General features: G+C 35.0%; 14 protein-coding genes. All 14 read left to right on the top strand.

Annotated features, from left to right (window positions below; genetic code table 11):
- Nucleotides 1-34 precede the first annotated feature (34 nt).
- The 14 genes from AC1VAQ_RS01340 (at nt 35) to AC1VAQ_RS01275 (ending at nt 18,504) form a co-directional block, all read left to right on the top strand.
- Nucleotides 35-937, top strand: a complete 903-nt coding sequence (locus tag AC1VAQ_RS01340) for a dihydroorotate dehydrogenase (protein WP_479903423.1) — start codon at nt 35-37, stop codon at nt 935-937.
- A 528-nt stretch (nt 938-1,465) separates the two neighbouring features.
- The gene (gene pyrE, locus AC1VAQ_RS01335) at nt 1,466-2,137 is read left to right on the top strand and encodes an orotate phosphoribosyltransferase (protein WP_302599924.1); all 672 of its coding nucleotides are present in this window, start codon (nt 1,466-1,468) and stop codon (nt 2,135-2,137) included.
- A gap of 863 nt (nt 2,138-3,000) precedes the next feature.
- The gene (gene fliB / locus AC1VAQ_RS01330) at nt 3,001-4,164 is read left to right on the top strand and encodes a flagellin lysine-N-methylase (RefSeq protein WP_302599925.1); all 1,164 of its coding nucleotides are present in this window, start codon (nt 3,001-3,003) and stop codon (nt 4,162-4,164) included.
- A gap of 605 nt (nt 4,165-4,769) precedes the next feature.
- A complete protein-coding gene (locus AC1VAQ_RS01325; RefSeq protein WP_302598375.1) occupies nt 4,770-5,471 on the top strand; it encodes a YkgJ family cysteine cluster protein in 702 nt (233 codons plus the stop codon).
- A 187-nt stretch (nt 5,472-5,658) separates the two neighbouring features.
- Nucleotides 5,659-6,486 (top strand): FHA domain-containing protein, encoded by an 828-nt coding sequence (locus tag AC1VAQ_RS01320; RefSeq protein WP_302598376.1) that lies wholly within the window; start codon nt 5,659-5,661, stop codon nt 6,484-6,486.
- A 233-nt stretch (nt 6,487-6,719) separates the two neighbouring features.
- Complete coding sequence (locus AC1VAQ_RS01315) at nt 6,720-8,234, top strand: class I adenylate-forming enzyme family protein (protein WP_302598378.1); 1,515 nt, start codon at nt 6,720-6,722, stop codon at nt 8,232-8,234.
- Nucleotides 8,227-8,487, top strand: coding sequence for an acyl carrier protein (locus AC1VAQ_RS01310; protein WP_302598379.1), 261 nt, complete (start codon nt 8,227-8,229; stop codon nt 8,485-8,487). The genes AC1VAQ_RS01315 and AC1VAQ_RS01310 overlap by 8 nt, the downstream gene beginning before the upstream one ends.
- Nucleotides 8,480-9,676: a phenylacetate--CoA ligase family protein gene (locus AC1VAQ_RS01305; RefSeq protein ID WP_479903402.1), complete on the top strand. Its 1,197-nt coding sequence runs from the start codon at nt 8,480-8,482 to the stop codon at nt 9,674-9,676. Before AC1VAQ_RS01310 ends, AC1VAQ_RS01305 begins: the two co-directional genes overlap by 8 nt.
- An 11-nt stretch (nt 9,677-9,687) precedes the next feature.
- Nucleotides 9,688-10,638, top strand: a complete 951-nt coding sequence (locus tag AC1VAQ_RS01300) for a BtrH N-terminal domain-containing protein (RefSeq protein ID WP_302598382.1) — start codon at nt 9,688-9,690, stop codon at nt 10,636-10,638.
- Nucleotides 10,639-10,649: 11 nt separating this feature from the next.
- Nucleotides 10,650-11,609 (top strand): BtrH N-terminal domain-containing protein, encoded by a 960-nt coding sequence (locus AC1VAQ_RS01295; RefSeq protein WP_479903401.1) that lies wholly within the window; start codon nt 10,650-10,652, stop codon nt 11,607-11,609.
- A gap of 1 nt (nt 11,610) precedes the next feature.
- Complete coding sequence (locus tag AC1VAQ_RS01290; RefSeq protein ID WP_302598385.1) at nt 11,611-12,081, top strand: hypothetical protein; 471 nt, start codon at nt 11,611-11,613, stop codon at nt 12,079-12,081.
- A complete protein-coding gene (locus AC1VAQ_RS01285; protein WP_479903400.1) occupies nt 12,071-13,822 on the top strand; it encodes an ABC transporter ATP-binding protein in 1,752 nt (583 codons plus the stop codon). The genes AC1VAQ_RS01290 and AC1VAQ_RS01285 overlap by 11 nt, the downstream gene beginning before the upstream one ends.
- The gene (locus AC1VAQ_RS01280) at nt 13,809-15,545 is read left to right on the top strand and encodes an ABC transporter ATP-binding protein (protein ID WP_302598388.1); all 1,737 of its coding nucleotides are present in this window, start codon (nt 13,809-13,811) and stop codon (nt 15,543-15,545) included. Before AC1VAQ_RS01285 ends, AC1VAQ_RS01280 begins: the two co-directional genes overlap by 14 nt.
- A gap of 19 nt (nt 15,546-15,564) precedes the next feature.
- A complete protein-coding gene (locus AC1VAQ_RS01275; protein ID WP_302598389.1) occupies nt 15,565-18,504 on the top strand; it encodes a non-ribosomal peptide synthetase in 2,940 nt (979 codons plus the stop codon).
- Nucleotides 18,505-18,515 lie beyond the last annotated feature (11 nt).

Raw genomic sequence — 18,515 nt, 5'->3', positions numbered from 1 at the left:
TTCAAATATAGATAAAGCTGCAGCAGCTAAAGGCATTGACCTGAGTGTCAATATTGCAGGTATAACTTTAAAAAACCCTATTACAACAGCTTCAGGTACTTTTTCACCTCATGAAAGCAGTGAGTTTTACGACTTAAGTGAATTAGGTGCTATGATTACAAAAGGGATTGCCAGCAATCCTTGGGAAGGTAATCCAGTTCCACGTATTGCAGAAACATACGGCGGCATGATCAATGCAGTCGGTCTTCAAAATCCAGGTGTCGACTACTATATCGAAAATGAGCTGCCATTTGCAAGACAATTTGATACAAAAGTCATTGCCAATGTAGCAGGTCACAGTCTCCAAGAATACTGCGACGTGGTAGAACGCCTCAATGAAACAGACGTGGATATGCTAGAAGTCAACATCTCATGCCCAAATGTCAAAGAAGGCGGCATTGGCTTCGGAACCTCATGCGATATGGTAGCGAAAGTAACAAGAGAAGTGAAACGTTTAACAAATAAACCAATCATCATCAAATTAACACCTAATGTAACAGATATTACTGCTATCGCCAAAGCAGTAGAAGCAGAAGGCGCAGATGCAGTTTCACTTATTAATACATTATTAGGTATGAAAATAGATGTTCATCGCAAACGTCCTGTGATTGCAAACAAAATGGGTGGTTTCTCAGGGCCAGCTATCAAACCAGTAGCTGTAAGAATGGTTTACCAAGTAAGACGTGCGGTCAATATTCCAATCATCGGCCTTGGCGGCATTATGACTGGTGAAGATGTCGTTGAATTCCTTATGGCAGGAGCAGATGCCGTATCTATTGGGACTGCAGCCTTTGCAAATCCTACAGCGCCAGTAGATATCAAACATGAGTTAATTGCTTATATGGAAAGATACGGATTTAAAAACCTTGCAGAAGTTAGAGAGGCGTTTCAGGGATAGTAGGGAGTGACGAAGGGCATGCGCTACCTGCTAGCTACGCTCTACGCATTTTGTGATAGTCTAAGCTTGTCATTCAAAGAAACGGGCTGAACTCACTACGTTCAAACAGCAGCCCTAAAACCTCTTTGAATGCCTTCACTAAGACTATCATCAAAATGCTCCGAAGGTAGACTAGTCAGGTAGTGCATCCCCCTTGTCACTCTACAAGTCTGAAAGCGGATGCCTGCAAGAATGATGCTTGCTATAAAGTGGAGATTAGTAGAAAGGTACCTTTTGATGAAAAGAGGCAGAGGGTACGCGATAGAAATGGTAACTACATTTGGTGAGCAAGGTACTAAAAGCACAGCGGATAAATAGAGGTAAATATAAAGAATAATGGGAGATGAAACCGAGAGAGGTGACTCTCCTTTCTTTTTAGGAATAGATTACCGTTAAATGGATAAGCGCTTAAGAACATAGTTAAGTAAGAATTAAACAGCGTACTTAGAAGAAATAAAAAATCAGTATAAAATGAAGGGATGGAAGATTATGAGTTACAAAAAAGAGTTTATTGAATTTATGGTGAGATCAGGCGTATTAACATTTGGAGATTTTACAACAAAAAGTGGTCGTAAAACACCTTACTTCGTCAACACAGGAAACTACAAAACAGGTGCACAAGCAGCTAGACTTGGTGAATTTTATGCCAAATCAATCATGGAAAATGGCAAAGGTGATGTAGATGCCCTCTTTGGCCCAGCTTACAAAGGTATTCCACTTTCAGTAGCAACAGCGATTGCCTTATCAAATGAATTTGGCAAAGACCTTAACTACTGCTTCAACAGAAAAGAAGAAAAAGACCACGGTGAAGGTGGCTCAATGGTAGGTTACAAACTTCAAGATGGTGACAAAGTTCTTATCGTAGAAGACGTGATCACAGCAGGAACAGCAGTAAGAGAAGTATTCCCAATCCTTAAAAATGCTGCTAATGTACAAATTGAAGGGCTTATCATTTCTGTAGATAGAATGGAAAGAGGTCAAGGAGATAAAACAGCTATTCAAGAAATTGAAGAAGATTTTGGCATTAAAACATACCCTATTGTTACAGTAAGAGAAATCATTGATACAATTCATAATGTAGAAATTGATGGCAAAGTATATATTGATGATGAGATGAAAGAAAGAATGGAAGCTTACTTAGCTCAGTACTGCGTGAAGTAAGAAGAGATATAAAAGATAGGAGTTTGATGCGCCTCACCTCCATGAATAAAATCCTCGAAATAATCAGTGAAATGAGTATTTCGAGGATTTTTGTATTTAGATAATAGAAGAGTAGATATAATGACTAAAAATTATACTTATTATAACGGATATTTTGAGGGGTATATTCGGACATAAATTATTAGAACATTTGTAAGCAATAAAAACTGATTATTATGTAGGGAAAGTTTTTCTTTCAAGACATATACCTAAGTGTAAAGGCAAAACAACTTCTACAAAGTATAAACTAGAGGGCTTACTCTTTAATCCTGCAGTAACGATATCTAACCTATTAGGCGAGCACTATCTGCACTAACGGCTGCGATGATGCCAGTGACGGGGATGCGGAGTGGAAATATAATGCCGATACAACAAATTAAAGTCATAAAAGTTTCAAGAAGAAGGTCATTGAACTTGCCTGCATTAAAGCAAAATATTTGCTTGCTTGTAGCTTGGCGCGCAGCTACAGATGCAACGAGCAAAATGGCGCCTCCCACTTCTTCTGATCTTTAAAAGCCTTAACTTAAGAAATCTCAAGTACAAGAAGACAATGAATACTGGGAGGCTATTTATAGAAGTATAATGCTTAGTGTGCTTACCATGAGTAAGTGTAAACATACTGCTTTGAGGAAAGGGAGCTTAAGTAAAAAGGTAAGTCAGGGATTAGAGGAAGTTTCAGGAATAAGAGCATAAGAAGTGTTTAGCAATAGACATTTCTTGTGCTCTTTTTATTGGTGGGATAGGATAGAGAGACTACACTTGATGTTATAATCAATAAATATTAAAATGAAATAATAATTTATATGGAGAGTGTGAGACTAGAAATGAAAATAAGAGTACCAAGTTATTTTAAGGATTTTACATGTATTGCATCCGAGTGTGAAGATACTTGTTGTGCAGGATGGGGCATTGTAATAGATGAGGAAACGTATAATTGCTATCAGAATATAGAAAGTGAGTTTGGCAAAAAGTTAAGAAGTAAGATTGTCGAAGAAGATGGCGACAATGTCTTTGTATTAGATGGTGAAAACTGTCCATTTTTAAATAAAAATAATCTTTGTGAAATATACAATGAGCTTGGAGAGAAAAATCTTTGCTATACATGTAGACAATACCCAAGATACATGGAAGAGTTTTTTGATTTAAGAGAAATAGGTATATCCTTATCTTGCCCAGAGGCTGCAAGAATAATATTAGGAAATGATAAAGCAACAGCATTTGAATTAAGTGAAGATGATCAAGTAGGAGATATGGAGGATAGTATTGACGAAGATGTACTTGAAGATTTTTTCCTATGTAGAGACATCATAATTAATATGATAGAAATGCCAAATATATCTTTAGGTGTTAAGGCAGCAGTAGTACTTAGATTTGTTGAAGAAATCCAAGATAAAATAGATTTTGATGAGATGGATGAAATAAAATATGTGATAGAAAAGTATAATAACAGTTGTTTTGTAGAGGAATTGATAAATGATTTATATAAGTATGAGGAAAATGAAGTTATTAAATATAATAATGTCTGTGCGTATTTTAAAACATATAGAGATTTAGAACATATCAATACCCATGATCCATTAGGGCTAAATAAGGCGTTAAAAAACTTTGGACAAAGTGAAGCAGATAGAAGAGCTTATATCGATCAGCATAAGGCATTTAATCATTATTATAAAGATAACATGTACAAGTTTAAAAATATATTAGTGTATTTTATATTTAGATACTTTATGAAGTCTATTTTTGATTATGATACCTCTGCCAAAATCAAGATAGCTATCATAAGTACAATCATGATTAAGGAACTTGCCGTTGTAAGATGGATGGAAAATGGACAATTTACGGAAGTAGATATGGTGGATATAAGCCATATGTATTCTAAAGATGTGGAGCATTTGGAAGAAAATATAGAAGCACTACAAGAAATTTTTGAAACTGAGGCAGTTTATGACATTGATCAAATCATAATGACTTTAATGAATGAATTTTAAGGTTAATTTAAACTCAGATGACACAGGCTTACATTAGATTAAAAATGGTCCCTCATTTTAAAAATCTTAACTTAAGAAACTTTAGGGACAAGAAGATAATAAATACTGAGAGTCTATTTATAGAAGCATAATGTTTAGTGTGTTTGGCGAGGATAAGTGTAGACATACTGCTTTAAGAAAAGGGAAGCTTAAATAAAAAGGCAAGTCAAGGATTATAGGAAGTTTTAGGGAGAAAGGCAAAAGCACTGTTTAGTAATAAACAGTGCTCAGGCTGTAGACAATTAACTTTTCCATAGTATTTTACTAGTCTAGAAATAGAAAACAGAGGTAAAAATGGACCTAAACTGCTCTTTTTACCCCTATTTTAATAGATTTTCTTGAATAATCCTCACTTAATTTGTGAGTTTATTTTGGGAAAATTCATTTGTCAACAATCTGAGGGCATAAGAAATATTTATTTCTAAATATTTCTTATGCCCTTTCTTGCGGTATATTAAAATTTTGGATATTGTTATTGGATTTAAGGGTTTAATATGTCATAATTAATTTAAAATAATCAGATAATTATTTAATGCATTGCAATAATAAAAAGGGGAGTTTTGACAATGGAAAAACAACTGAATAAACTATGGAAAGCTTCACTAGAAAAAGAGAACGTAGTGAAGGGGGAAATGCTAATTCGTATGCCGGAGCATATTGATGAAGAGGGTCTTTTTGAATGGTTTAAAACAAGTATTCCGAAGTTAACGACTTGCATTGATGAAGCAGAAGAAGAAACAGGGGTGAAATGTGTTTGTCAAAAAGGATGTAGTGGATGTTGCAAACAGGCCATTCAGGTTTTAAGTAGTGAGGCACAGGCTATTAAAATAAAACTTATGGCATTTACAAAGGAAGAAAAGCAAGTAATCTATGAAAAGGTTGTACATATTTTAAAAGCTATTGAAAGAAGTGGTTTAGATACAGATTTTAGTCATTACTATTCACAAGGATGTGTGTCGCCACAATTGATGCAGTTTATGCAGGATTATTTTGAATTAGGAATAAGTTGTCCACTTCTATCTGAAGAGGGAAATTGTATGATTTACGAGGTAAGACCAGGTGGATGCTGGGGATATCGCGTATATGATACACCTGAAATGTGTACTGAATCATTTTATAATATTAATGGAATTAACTTTGAAAACTGGGAGGAGTATCTTTTGAAGGTACTGTATCGTAAAAGAGGAACTGTAGAAGAACTTAAGTTATTACCATATTGGTTGTTTGATATACTAGAAGGTCAAATAAAAGAAGAAATGAGTTCATAACATAAGTATGAAAGGATATAAGTGAGTAAGGGACTAATAAATATCTCTTTATAAGAATACCCATAATATGGATGATAAGGAAGTGCATAAAAACTGGTAATTTATAGGTGAATCTATTATAATAGCTTTAGGATTGATGAAGCAAATGAAATCCGCTTAAACAAAGCGCTATATAATGGAGGCAAATATGAAACGAATAATCAGACCATGGATGCTGGCAGGTGGAATGATGCTTTTACATACACAAACCATTCTTGCCCAGCAGAAAACAGAAGTAGATATTGCAAATGAAAATTTTAACTGGGAAGGCTGGATGTTTATGGGGGCTGGTATTGCGGTATGCCTTGCAGCTATCTTGCTATTCTTTTTAAATCGATTATTTGCAGGCAAACCTATTAAACCTTCTAAAAAGGTATCACAAAAGCCTAAAAAAGCACAGTCAGTTCAAAAACAACATAAGACATTGGCAGCTTCTCAGGCCTCAGTGGCTTTAAAAAATAAACAGACTGAATTGAAAAAACAAGCTGCATTACAAAACCAGGAAATCTTACGCAAGCAAGCAGAACACCAAAGACAAGCGAATATGGAAAAGCAGGCTAGAGTAGAAAGAAAGATGGCAGAAAGTCAAATGGCTGCAGCTAAGATGCAGGTTAAATTGCCTAGACAGGAGCTGCCTAAAAATGCACCTCTTGGAGGTAAGCAAGCTGAAAATATACATTTAGAGCTAGTTGAGTTAAGTGATGCGGTTTTATCTCAAATTATTAGGATTAATTTAAATAACGAAGAAATTACCTTAGGACGTAATCCACAAAAATGTAATGTGGTCATTGAGGGAGATCCAACGGTTTCAGGAATGCACTGTAAGTTTTATACCTTTGATGAAAAGGTGTATTTGATGGACTTAGGTGCAACAAATGGGACTTATGTAAATGGTAAAATGATTCATCATGCAGTTGTATTAAATGAAGGTGATTTACTTGGTATCGGTGCAAAAGAATACCGTATAAAGTGGTAAGCCTATATAGAAGGCATAAGAAATGTGATATAAAAACATTTCTTATGCCTTTTTATTATGTATATATATATTGTGGTATGTGAAAATAACTAATAAAAATTGAAACAAAAAAGAGAAGGTGTACAAAATGTATAGATTTTAAGTGGAAGAGGTTATTGTGGTTATAAAAAATGATGATTATAATTTTGAATATATGGAATTAAATATTATTATTTGAAATAAGGAGGGAGAGTATGATTTATAATTTGCTGGAAAAGAGTTGTAAGCAATATGGAGAGCAAGTCGCTTTAGAATGTAACAAGACTATTACTTATAATGGACTTAACACATGTGCACATCAAGTAGCTGTAGAACTAAGGGAGATGGGGATTCAAGAAGGGGACAGTATATTATTAGCAATGGATAATAGTATTGAGTTTGCTATAGGCTTTTTTGGAATTAATCTAGTTGGTGCAACCATTATTCCTGTGTATATGAATAGTGGCATAAATAAGCTGAAGGATATTATAACATTCTATGAAATCAAGGTAATAGTAACACTGCCTAAGTATAAGAAATTATTTACTGAAATAGAAAAGGAATATTCTAAGCTACAGATGAATCTGTTATATGTACAGTATGAAACAGAGCATTTGCAAATGAATAGAGTAGGTGAATATGAAATTGAAAGTAGCACAGTAATTTGTAAAGAAAGCCCTGCTATTATTTTATTTTCATCTGGAACGACTAATATGCCAAAAGGCATCATGCTCTCTAATACCAATATTGAGAGTAATGTACTTGCCATATCAAGCTATTTAAAACTTTCTCATGAAGATCAGATATTACTTATAAAGAATATAAACCATGCATCTAGTATTACTGGCGAATTGTTAGTAGGGCTTGCCAATGGTTGTACGCTTCATATGCTGACAGGTATATTAACAGCAAGTCGGACATTAAAGGTGTTAGCTGATAAAAAAATATCTGTTTTATTTGGGGTGCCCACATTATTAAATGCAATGATGGCGGAAAGAAATTTTGAAACATATGATTTAAGTGCCTTAAGGATTATCAACTTTTATGGTGCAAGTATGGCTATTGCTAAGATTAAGGAACTTGCAAATAAGTTTCCTGATACCAACTTGATTTATTCTTATGGTTTGACAGAAGCAGCGCCAAGGGTAACTTACATTATGAGAGAGCAGCTTTTAGCTAAGGAAGGGTCAAGTGGTATACCGATTGAAGGGACAAGTGTTGAAATTATGGCAGAGGACCAAATCGTACCGCCTTATAAAATTGGTGAGATTTGTGTAAAGGGGCCTAATGTCATGCAAGGCTATTATAAAAATGAAATGCAGACGCAGAAGGTTTTAAGAGACGGATATTTACATACGGGAGATTTAGGCTATAAGGATGAGGAGGGGTATCTTTATGTAACAGGTCGTAGAGATAATTTAATTATTAAGACTGGTAAAAATGTATACCCTGAGGAGATTGAGGGTGTTATTTTAGGATTTAAGGGCATTAAAGAAGTACTAGTACGCGGTGAGGCAGATGAACTTTTAGGGCAGGATATAGTAGCTTATGTAGTCGGTGTAGAAGGAGTAGAGTTTAAGCTTGTGGATGTACTGAAGCATTGTAAGAAAGCGTTAGAAGACTATAAGATACCAGGCAAGATTTATAAGGTTAAGGCTTTAGAGAAGACCATTAGTGGAAAAATAATTAGAAAACAAATTATTGATTTGGGGAGTGAAGCAAGTGAATAAAGTAGTAGATGATAAGTTAAAAGAATTGATTATGCGTCATGCAAGGATAGGAATGAGCATCGAGGATATTGAAGAGGATGCTAATCTGATTGATGATCTTTTATTTGATTCTATTCAGATTTTAAGGTTGATTGTAAGTATCGAAGAAGCTTTTGATATTTATATAGGAGATGAACAGGAATTATTTGAGATGGTTACAAACTATGGCACATTAAGGGATTATATTCAAGGAAAGGTTGAAGCAAATGAATAGCTGGTTAATTGCACATGAAAAGCAGCTTAAGAAGTTATTTTATTTTTTAAAGGCCAACAATAAATTTTATGAAAATATTTTTGAAGAAAATCAAATTGATTTAGAGGCACCCATAGAGAACATTTTTTATAAGTTACCAATTACTACTAAAAAAGATATTAGAAATAATTATGAAGCGTATATTTCCTTTATGCCTGTGCCCACCACCACCGAATTAACAAGCGGTTCTACTGGGATACCTGTTAAATGTATTAAAACGGCAGCTGAACGTACAAAGGCAGGGCTTAATGTATGGCAACAACGTACCAAATGGGATAAGGAAGTGTCCTTAGAAAATTATATTTATTTATATGATGTAAGTACATATAAAAGGATTGGAAACATACTTAATTTTCAGATTGATAATATGAAAGTATGCTTTAAAAAATTAATGGATTTAAAGCCGAGATGGTTATCTGGACCAATTTCTAGCTTTGAACGTTATGCCAAATGTATTGAACGAGGTGAAATCGCTTATACTCCAGGAATTATTCGTTATTTGGAACTGGCAGGTGAGTATGCCACCTTAGAGCAAAGAGCTTATGTTGAAAGAATTTTTGAAGCAAAAACGATTAACCATTATGGCACTATAGAAAGCTGGTGTATTGCATATGAGTGTCCTATGGGGCATTTGCATGTACAGAATAATTTGTTTTATGCAGAACAATTACCGACTGAAAATAAGGTGGCGGCCCATGTAGGTGAAATAGCTATTACAAGTCTCTTTCATAAAGCTATGCCGCTCATTCGATATAACTTACAAGATTTAGGGGAAGTATCAGAAATGGCTTGTGAATGTGGGCAGACTTCACAGGTTATTCAGCTTGCCGGTGGGAGAACCGGAGATATTATTAAAGGAACAACGGACATTTTGGGAGAGCTGTTCTTTAAGCGTGGCATATATAAAGTGATTCAGCAGTTTGGTGATTGTATTTTAGGTTATCATGTCGAACAAGTAGCATTAGATAAGTTTGTCATCTACATTGAAAAGGGAAAAGGCTATACGATGCAGGCAGAGCAAGTTATTAGAAATCATATTATCCGTGGTTTGGGAAAGGATGTGTCGGTGTTATTTAACTATGTGGATGTCATTCAGCCACTTCATTCAGGAAAGCTAAAAATATTTACATCTTATGTAGATGAAAAATAAGGAGGAGAAATATGCTAACTGACTTTAAATCAGCACATCATAGTACGTATAACTGTTTGGAAGACGTGTTAGAATGCTTGGCAACAGGGTATAAGCGAGCACATTTATTGATGTTTGCAAAAGCTTGGGATTTTAACTTTTTTGAGAAGCCGCTTAAAGGTGATACTAGGCTGGGTACACGGGTAGAGTCAGGTGAATATAATGCGTGGGAGAGTTTAAAACAATATCATGGCATTGGTTCAAAGTGTGTATTTACAAGTAATACCAATAAGCAAACGGAAAACCTCAAAAGGCATCTTCAATCAGGAAATCCAGTGGTACTTTGGCTAGATGGCTATTATGTACCGTGGACTAATATTTATAAACAGCTTCATATGAAACATTTCATTGTGGCAGTTGGTTTAAAGGATGAAGAAAGTATCGCTGTATTAGACCCTTATTGGAATAAAAAAGTAAATGCACTTTCTTGGGAAGCATTTAAGCAATCTGGAGCTAAGTGTATTAATATCACTTGTTTAGAAGAACCGAATGTGGTATGGCAAGAGGTGCTATCAGTACAGATAGAGGCAATTATGTCGCCAAGTCATAATGCTTTTGCATGTATGAAGCATTTTGCAGAAGCAATTAAAACATTGGAGCTTACAAGGGAACTCAAGGGGTTTGAAACACTGCCTTACAATTGTCCATTATTTATGCAGCTCGCAGAAGTGTTTTACAAACGACTTAACTATGCAAAATGTTTAAATTATATATCTGAAGTTTATGGGGTTAATAAATTAGGACAGTACGGGGAAGAAATGACTCAGATTGGAAAGGGCTGGCAAGCTGCAAGAGAGCAGATTGTAGATGTATATAAAGGAAAAGAAACCCCTGAAATTTATGAAAAGGTGGCAGATTATATTTGCCATTTGGCTGAAGAAGAAGCACAATTAGCCCAGCGAATTCTAATCTTATGTGAGTGAGGATGAGAGCAATGAAACAGTTTGATTTTATACGAAAAGAGCAGTACAACTGTATAGAAAATATATGGGCCACCTTATTAAAGACACAAGGTATTGCTTATCCCTTAATGTTTGCTGAAAACTGGGGTTTTACTATTTTTCCACCTGAAAAAACAGATGACATTATCGGTTTTCGCATTGGCGGTGGGCAGTATCGGGTGATGGAATGCCTAAGTACTTATTTAGGTGTTGTGACAAAGTATTATGAAGAGGAGAATATAGCGACGCAGTTGGCATTATTAGACCAGGAGTTAGAAGCAGGTCATTTTGTAATGATTGAGGCAGATAGTTATTATTTTCCCTGGAAGTTTGTTGGAGAGCGCCATGATTTCATTCACTATGGATTAATTGTAGGAAGGGATGCGCAAAGTGGGGACTATCAGTGTTTAGATCCTTTCGAAAACTCAGATCTTAATAAGTTGACTAGAGAAAATCTGATCAAGGGAAAACTGCACTGCATGACCATAAGAAATGAAGAACCTCAGGAAGAGGTAGTGTGGCAAAAAATCGTTGAAAAAGCTGTAGGGATTATTTTATTGGATGATGGTATTAGTGGCATAAAAGGGATTAAAAAGTTAGCACTTGAAATCAAATCAGGATTTTGCATTGCTGAAGAAATTAGAGGATTTGAAGAAATGATATGGTTAGCACCGATTATATTTCGTATTTCAGATATAGGCTCTAGGCGTTTAAACTTTGCAGAATGCTTACGTTACTTAGGAGAGAACTATGGCGTCGAAGCACTTTATACGTATAGTAAAGCTTTAGAAAAATTAGGTGGTAAGTGGCGCAGAGTAAGAAGAATAATGGTAACTTCTGCAACGGATAAGCAAAAGGATTATATACCTATGCTAAGTCAGATTATTAGCCAACTAGCAGATGATGAAGAGCAGGTTGCAATTGGTTTAAGCAAGCTAGTAAGTGGGTTATAGTATGAAAAGACAAAAAAGAAGACGTAAGCTTTTTAACTGGGTTGTTAGAAAACCCTATTTTCTGTTAGTTATATTTTTAATAGGTAGTGGGTTATTAATAGGGCTATGCACAAAGATGACCAAAGGTGTCTATATCGTATTTGAAGATGTACCTATTAAGCAGATAGGTAATCAGTATAGCATTGAAGTGATAGGGATAAATGAAGGAGCGTATGAAAGCATTTTGCAAGAAGGTGATGAAGTTATTTGGTTCACGGATCCTTCAGCAAATCGGCATAAGGGATATATTCGCAAGATACAATGCACTGAAACGTCTAGGCAATATCGGTTAGAGATAGAAATTCCAAAGGCAGAAGTAAGCAAGGCAGTTAATATACCTTTGCAAGAGGAAAAACGTGTGACAGTCGAACTAAAAGTAAGGGATATACCGCTTTTAAGAATCAGGCAAAGAGGTGAAAAAAATGAAAAATAATGGATTGCTTAAAAAGATTTATGTCTATACAAAGCAGTATAAGATTTCATTTTTTAATTTATTTGCCTCTACAATTATTGCCAATATTTTAACAATGACTTTTCCTTTTTTACTTTCAATGATGATTGATGAAGTGTTTCTTCATGGCAATAAAAAATTTTACTTAGGAGCAATAGGCTTTTATGTTGTTATTTATTTGATTCAGGCCAGTATGCTTTTTATTCAGACGATGGCATTTGCATATTTGTCCAATCGCTTTTTGTTTGATATTCGCCTAAAACTTTTTAGAAAGATAGAAAAGCTCCCGACTGCTAAGCGACAAACTTATGCGACGGGTGATTTAATTACGAGAATCAATAAGGATACTGATGAAATCATGGATTTTATTCATGTCAATTACTTTAATATTGCTATTCTTTATGTACAAATTATAACCTGTCTTGTTTTTACCTTGTGTATGGATTTACAAATTACAGTATTACTTATGGCGTTATTACCTTGTGCAGTATATTGTGCTATGCATTGCGGCGTAAAGGTTGAGAGGCAAGCTAGTCAGTATAGAAAAAAATACGGAGAACATATGAGCTGGCTATATGAAATATTAGGTGGCTTGAAGGAAGTTAGGTTATTAAATGGGACTGCATCTATTGACAGAAGGTTTATAAAGGATACTGTATGTTTAACACGCATAAAAACACGATTAGCTTATAATGAATTGACGGCAGAACGGATGAATACAGGAATTTGTTTGATTTGTATGCTACTTATTTATGTGTTTGGTAGCCTAAAGGTTAAAAAAGGCACATTGACGCTTGGGGAAATGACAGCAATTATTTGGTATTTTAATTTGCTGAAAACATCTTTAATTGCCCTTAGTCAAAAAATGATAGGTGCTAAGAAGAATCAAGTGGCCTTAGAAAAGGTATTTGATTTTTTAGAAGAAGAAGAGGCACCTGTTAGGCATGATAAATTAAAGGTTTCTAAGGGCGAGATTAATTTTGAAAATGTTGACTTTGAATATGTAATGGGACAACCTATTTTAAAGCATTTTAATTTAACGATTAAGCAAGGGGAGAAACTAGCTATTGTGGGACCAAGCGGTTCTGGAAAGACGACACTGATGTATTTACTATTAGGATTTTATCCTGTGACAAAGGGGCGAATATGTATTGATGGTATAGATATTAGCAAGGTAAATGCAAGTGCACTACGTGAGCAGATAGGAATGGTGCAACAAGAGTGTATCTTATTTAATGAGACATTGCGTTATAATCTGCTATTAGCAAAGCCAAGGGCAACAGAAAAGGAGTTATTACGAGCTTGTGAGGCTGCTCAATTAACACAGTTACTGGGTCAGCTACCTGATGGATTAGATACACAAATTGGACCTGATGGCATTGCCCTATCAGGGGGGCAACAGCAGCGGATAGCTATTGCAAGGTTATTTTTGCGTGATCCGGCGATTGTTATTTTAGATGAAGCAACATCTCATTTAGATGGTGAGACGGAAAAAGAAATTCAAAAAGCCTATAATCGTTTATGCCAAGGACGTACCACGCTTATCATTGCGCATCGGTTCTCTGCTATAAATGAGGCAGATTATATTGCAGTGCTCAGTAAGGGAGCATTAATAGCCTATGGGAAACATGAAAAATTATTAAAGGAATGTGAGTTATATAGAAGGCTGTATCAAGCTCAATATGATAAGGAAGGACCAGAAAAACTAGATGAGATTATTTAAAAAAAGGATAGAAATTAGCAAGGCATTATATACCTTTATTAAAATCAGCAAAAAGTCCCTTTTGCTAGTGGTGATAGGAAAAATCGCGTTAATAGGGATGAGCCTTTTAGTGCCTGTTTTTAATAAGATACTCATTGATGAAGTGCTTTTGAAACAGCAGATGTTTTTTTTAAAATGGCTAGTAGTGGGCTATGTTCTAGTGTATTTTATAGAGACTGCAATCATGTATATAATGCGTCGTCACGAAAACAAGTTATACTATAAAACGAGTTTGTTTATAAAAGATAGATTATGGCGCATTCAATTATATACGCCTATTTCAAGCTTAGAAAAGCAAGAGGTAGGAGAGCAAAAAAATAGGTTGGATAATGATGTACTTTGTGTGGAAAATTTCTTGTCAGAACAGATGATTAATAGTTTTGTAGAGGCACTTACAACGCTTTGTGTAATCCTTTTATTATTAAAAATGAATAGTTTGCTGTGCTTGTTTGGCATAGTGGTTATTCCAATTTCTTTTAAAATGACGAATTACTTCGGAACTAAGGTAGCTCATGCTGTTGAAGGATATAGAGGGGCATGGGGAAGTTATGAAGGCTGGCTTTCAGAGTATCTCACAAGGTGGAAAGAGGTAAAAGCACTTAATCTAGGGCCTCAAGGCAGTATTAAATTTATAAGACATTGGAAAGTATTATGTAAGGCTAATTTTAACAAATGGCTTAATTGGTTTGCAAATTCAAATTTTGTGATAGTAAAAGATACATTTCTTGTAAATCTTAGCATTTATTTTGTAGGAGCCTTACTCATTTTTAACGGTCAACTAACAGTGGGAAGTTTGCTTGTATTCAAGGTATATTATGAAAAAATGATAGAGAGCTTAAATAAAATAAGTGCACTTGATATGAATCTTTATACGCAGCTTCCAGGCATTGAACGTGTGCTTGAAATGATGAATGTATTACCTGTCAAAACAGGAGAAAAGCTCAAAGACATACAAGGAAGTATACAGATAAAAGATGTTTCCTATAGTTATGAAGGAAGTAATTATGTAGCTATCAAAAATGTCAGTTTAAACATCGTACAAGGAGAGCATTTAGCCATTGTGGGACCGAGTGGATGTGGTAAAAGTACGCTTGTTAAGTTGTTGTTAGGTATTTATCAACCAGATACAGGCATGATATGGATCAATAAGCAGCCTTTAGAGAGGCTTAATTTAAGAAGTTATTATAGCTATGTAGGGACTGTCAATCAAGATTTTACATTATTTAATATGTCTATTGTAGATAATTTAAGATTAGCGGCACCACAAGCAGAAGAGCAGGAGATGCGAGCGGCTTGTGAGGCAGCACATATTTGGGAAGAGATTGCTGATTTGCCAGAGGGAATACATACAAAGATAGGAGAAGGTGGTGAAAAATTATCTGTAGGACAAAGACAGAGACTATGCTTGGCACGTATTATTTTGAAACAGCCATCTCTCATTATTTTAGATGAGGCAACTTCTGCATTAGATGGTGAATCTGAAAGATTTATAAATGAAGTCCTTATGCATTTAGACCCTAAAATAACAGTTATAGTGATTGCCCATCGCCTTGCTTCTGTAGAGGCGATGCGGCGGGTAGTCGTATTAGAAGACGGTAAGATTGTAGGAGATGGCACACCAGATGAATTAAGTAAGTATCATTTAACTTACCAAAGAATTTTTGCACAAACATCTGTAAGTTAGGAGGGAGAGAAATTTGATTATGGAGGAACAGGATAAAGTAGAGCTAGGAGATAAATCGCTAATAGAACTTTTTCTTGAAGTTGTAGAAGCTCACAAAGATAAGGTAGCATTATGGATGCAAGATGAAGAAGTAACTTATGAAATGCTGTATTTAGAAAGTGCTAAAGTGGCATCTTATTTGCTTGAGAAGGGGATTAAGCAAGAAGAAATTGTTGGCATTATGATGGAACGTTCTATAGAAATGATTATAGCTATGTTAGGCATATTAATGGCAGGTGGTACGTATATGCCAATTGCACCCAATTCGCCTAAAAAACGTTTGGATTTTATGATGGCTCAGAGCAAAATGCGTTTTTTATGTGTTTTAGATGAGCCGTCTAATAGCGAGATACATAGTCAGTGCATTAAAGTGGCACGTCACAGGAAATTGGTACAAGAGGAGTCATTTAAGAGACCAGATTTAAAATATAGGAGTTCCAGCCATAATTTAGCTTACGTAATGTTTACCTCTGGTTCCACAGGAGAACCTAAGGGCGTTATGATTGAGCAACAAGGTGTTATAAGGCTTGTAAAATCCCCTAATTACATTACTTTTTATGAGACGGATAAAATACTGCATGCCGCATCACCCGCCTTTGATGCAGCTACCTTTGAAATATGGGGAGCTTTATTAAATGGTTTAACCTTATGTATTGCATCACAAGAGGAAGTCTTAGATATAGGTCGGTTAAAGGCTTTATTACATAAAAATAAAGTGACAATAGCCTGGTTTACAGTAGCTTTATTTAATCAATATGTAGAAAAAGATCTGCAGATTTTTGAAGCGTTAAGAGTTGTTTTAACAGGTGGTGATGTACTAAGTGCCAAGCACATTAATATCCTAAGGGAAGCCTATCCTCAATTAACACTTATAAATGGCTACGGTCCTACAGAGAATACGACCTTTTCTACATGCTATGTGATCAATCAGCATTATGAGGAAAGTATTCCTATCGGTAGAAGCATTAATGGAACGACGGTATATATTATGGATGAAGAAAGAAAAAAGGTAGCAGATGGAACAGTGGGTGAAATTTGTCTAGGCGGTAAGGGGCTTGCAAGAGGCTATCTCAATGCACCGCATTTAACAGATGAAAAATTTGTAGATAATCCCTATGAACCTGGTCAGAAAATGTATTGTACAGGGGACCTAGGATATTATTTAAAAGATGGGAATGTGGCATTTGTAGGGAGAGCAGATACACAGATCAAACTACGGGGCTACAGAATTGAACTAGGTGAGATTGAGAAGGCATGCATTAAAATAAAAGGAATAAAACAAGTCGTTGTGAAGTTATTTGAAGATGAAAAAAAGCAAAAGTATTTATGTGCATATTATACTGCTGATTATGTGATGGATAATCATGAGATAAAAGCCTACTTGTTACAACAGCTTCCTTATTATATGATTCCAGCCTACTTAATACAAATAGAAGCATTTCCTATTAATATAAATGGAAAAATTGATAAGAAATTATTAAAGGCACCAGAAAGCACAACGCTATATAAGGGGACAAAGTATGTGGCACCAAGAAATGAGAAGGAAGAAATACTTGTTCGTATCTGGGAAGATGTTTTAGGGGTGACACCTATTGGCATTGAAAATCAATTTTCAGATTTAGGTGGGGACTCTTTAAAGGCTGTGCAAATCATTACTTTGGCACGGGAGAAAAATATATTTTTAGAAGTCGGTGAACTTCTAGCTAAAGAAACAATCTCAGAAATTTTAAATGGAAAAGTGTTGGCGCATAATCAGTTTAATTTTGTCCAAGAAAAATATCGTATGAAAAACTTAGAAGAATTAAAAGAATTAAGAGGAGAAGATGTAATCGCTACATATAAGGAGGAGAAAACATTAGAAAGCAAAAGCTTGCCTATTGCTTTTCAAACAGAGGTCACATCGTATTTACATCGTAGCTTACCCTTATGTGTTATTTTAGCTTATGAGGCGTATAAGAATTGGTATTATACCAATTATATTCAAATCTTTTCGTATACGGATGGAAAGAATTTTACAGAAGTAAATTATTTAGAACCTAGAGATAGTTACAGAGAAGTTGCTGATGTCATTTGTTTAGGCTATCCGCTCCTAAAAAATGAAAAAGACATTATTAACTTTATAAAGGAAAAGATTACTTTAGGCTATTACATGGTCATGCATTTAGATGAATATGAACTCCCTTGTAAAGTAGATTATCATAAACAGCATTTTGTACATCCTTCCCTTATTTATGGCTATGAGAGTGAAAGCAAACTTATAAAAGCAGTAGGATTTGATGAGTGCAGGATGTTTTGTAAGTTGTCATGCAAGGAAGAAGAAGTCAAAGCAGCATATGAAAGTGGGAAGCGTTATTATCTAGAATATGCACCTTGGTGTGCATGGTCAGCTATTCAGTTAATAAAGCCTAAGACGCCGCAAAAGTCATTCCCATTTAGCCTAAGAAAATTTATGACTGATTTGAAAGCCTATATGGAGGGAGAAGCTGATGAATATAGATTATATGATTTTGAATACCCTAAAGAACGTATTGCATATGGGTTAGAGGTAGAAAAGGTGGTGGCACATCAGCTTAGAAAGCTACTTAAGAATGAATTCACTATCGATTATCGGGGAATTCATCTGTTAGTAGAACATAAAAAGGGACTATATCAAAGATTTTTATACTTAGGACATATAAAGAACTTAGGTCCACAGTTTGGGCATTGTTGTGATGTATATAATAAGTTAGTAGAAAAATGGGAAAATCTAAGACTTAATTATTTGCATGAAGCGTTTAATGAATTTAGCCTAGAGCATCTGAGTGAAAGTCAGAAGGGAATGTTAGAACATATAAGTGATGCCATATTAAAACTTCGAGAAGAGGAGTATATAATCTTGCAGTCACTATATAAAGTATTAGAAACATCTAATATGCAGTAGAAGGGGAATGC

The organism is Cellulosilyticum sp. (assembly GCF_982396655.1).
Note: the sequence above shows the minus strand (reverse complement) of the source record. Positions and strands in the feature narration are given on the sequence as shown.

Coding starts and splice junctions, on each gene's coding strand:
- AC1VAQ_RS01305 (WP_479903402.1), top strand. CDS start 8,480: ATGAATAGCTGGTTAATTGCACATGAAAAGCAGCTTAAGAAGTTATTT.
- pyrE (WP_302599924.1), top strand. CDS start 1,466: ATGAGTTACAAAAAAGAGTTTATTGAATTTATGGTGAGATCAGGCGTA.
- AC1VAQ_RS01325 (WP_302598375.1), top strand. CDS start 4,770: ATGGAAAAACAACTGAATAAACTATGGAAAGCTTCACTAGAAAAAGAG.
- AC1VAQ_RS01280 (WP_302598388.1), top strand. CDS start 13,809: ATGAGATTATTTAAAAAAAGGATAGAAATTAGCAAGGCATTATATACC.
- AC1VAQ_RS01315 (WP_302598378.1), top strand. CDS start 6,720: ATGATTTATAATTTGCTGGAAAAGAGTTGTAAGCAATATGGAGAGCAA.
- AC1VAQ_RS01295 (WP_479903401.1), top strand. CDS start 10,650: ATGAAACAGTTTGATTTTATACGAAAAGAGCAGTACAACTGTATAGAA.
- AC1VAQ_RS01290 (WP_302598385.1), top strand. CDS start 11,611: ATGAAAAGACAAAAAAGAAGACGTAAGCTTTTTAACTGGGTTGTTAGA.
- AC1VAQ_RS01285 (WP_479903400.1), top strand. CDS start 12,071: ATGAAAAATAATGGATTGCTTAAAAAGATTTATGTCTATACAAAGCAG.
- AC1VAQ_RS01300 (WP_302598382.1), top strand. CDS start 9,688: ATGCTAACTGACTTTAAATCAGCACATCATAGTACGTATAACTGTTTG.
- fliB (WP_302599925.1), top strand. CDS start 3,001: ATGAAAATAAGAGTACCAAGTTATTTTAAGGATTTTACATGTATTGCA.
- AC1VAQ_RS01320 (WP_302598376.1), top strand. CDS start 5,659: ATGAAACGAATAATCAGACCATGGATGCTGGCAGGTGGAATGATGCTT.
- AC1VAQ_RS01275 (WP_302598389.1), top strand. CDS start 15,565: ATGGAGGAACAGGATAAAGTAGAGCTAGGAGATAAATCGCTAATAGAA.